Here is a 1727-nt window from a genome sequence, read left to right on the forward strand (position 1 = left end):
TTGATCTGGTTGCCGTCCGCGTCGTAGTCGTATCCGGTGGCGGATGAGCCGGCACTCGTCTGGGTGAGACGGTCGGCAGCGTCATAGCTGTATGTGGTGGTTGTGCCGCTGGCAGAGGTCCGGGTGGCCCGGTTTCCGACCTTGTCGTAGGTGTAGATGTCCGTGGCCTCACCGGCGGGGCATGCTGCGGCTTTCGTGGCGGAGGTGCATTCAGTGAGCAGGCGGCCGGTCTTGTCGTAGGTGTAGTACGTGGACTTGGCGCTGCTTCCGCGGGTCGCATCAAGGCGCCAGGGCTGTCCGGTGGGGTCGAGCTCCTGATGCCAGGAGGAAAGAACACTGGTGCCCTTGGTACTGCCGATGTCGGTCATCCGGCCGGCTCGGTCGTAGGACCGGGTCTCCTGGTAGCCGTTGGCGGTGGGGAGCGTGACACTTGAGAGCTGGCGGGCAGGGGTGTAGCCGTAGGTGGTTTTCAGCCCGTCGGTCGTGCTGGAGTCCCTGTCGCCGTCGGAGTTATACGTGAAGGTCGTGGCCCGCCCGTCGGGATAGGTACGCCCGGTGAGTTGGCCCGCGTCGTCATAGGTGTAACTGAAGCCCTTGGCCTGGCCCTGCGCGATGACCGATTTCAGGCGGCCTCCCGCGTAGTAGTCGAGCGTGCGGGTGCCTGTGGCGTCGGTGATGGTCTTCCGTGTGGCATCTGCGTTGTAGGTGAAGGAAACGCTCGGGGTGCCGTCGGAGTACACCGTGGAGTTGGGCAGGTTGATGGCGTTGTAGGTGGTGGTCGCCACCGTGCCGCGAGCGTTGGTGACCTTCTCTCGGTTCCCGTCCGGATCGTAGCCGTAGCTGAGGGCGTGACTGAGCGGATCGGTGACCGCCTTCAGTCGGTGCGCGGCGTCGTAGTCGTAAGTGGTGGTGTGCTGGTTGTCGTCGGTACGTGTCTTGACGTTGCCAGCAGTGTCGTATGTGTACGTCGTGACGCCGCCGTCCGCGGCGGTGACCATCTTCAGTCGGCCAATATCGTCATATCCGTATCCCGTTTGATGCTGGTTGGCATCGACGTATCCGCTGATCAGGCCCCGGCTGTCGTATTCCGTGGTCTCGGTGTTGCCCAGAGGATCCGTGACGGTGGTCTTTCCGTCGGCCTCCGGGTAGCGGTAGTGGGTGGTGTACGACTCGGGGTCGGCGCCTGCCACGTAACCACGGGGGTCGGTTTCGCTGGTGAGCCGTCCGTCATGGTCGTAGGTCCACGTCGTCTTGCGGCCGAGGGGGGTGGTCAGCGAGGTCTGGTTGCCGTCCTTGTCGTAACCGTATGTCGTGGTCTTGCTCAGTGGGTTGGTGACCGTTTCGACGAGGTCGGCCGCTGTGTAGGTGTACGTCGTCTTCTTGTTGAGGGGGTCGGTGACCTCAGTTGGATTGCCGTTGCCGTCATACTTTGTTGTGGTGGTGCTGCCCATGGGGTCGGTCAGTTGATACGGCTGATCGAAGGCGTCGTACTTGGTGACTGTCAGGGCTCCGGTGGGATCGACCGTCTTTTTCAGATTGCCGTTGCCGTCATAGCCGTACGTGGTCGTGTACTTCGCCGGGTCAGTTCCGGTGATATTGCCGCGAGGGGTCGTCACGGATGAGAGGCGGTTCTCACCGTCGTATCCGTATGTGGTACGCCTGCCGGTCTCGTCCACGGCTGCGGTCTGATTGCCGCGGTCGTCATATTCCCGGGTGGCGAAATTACC

1 pseudogene is annotated in these 1727 nt (G+C 62.7%); it reads right to left on the reverse strand.

Annotated elements, in window-relative coordinates:
- Positions 1-1616 (reverse strand): annotated as a pseudogene (locus ACFYW8_RS44415) (RHS repeat protein); the annotation flags it as partial.
- Positions 1617-1727 lie beyond the last annotated feature (111 nt).

It is taken from the genome of Streptomyces sp. NPDC002742 (assembly GCF_042888885.1).
Taxonomy (GTDB): domain Bacteria; phylum Actinomycetota; class Actinomycetes; order Streptomycetales; family Streptomycetaceae; genus Streptomyces.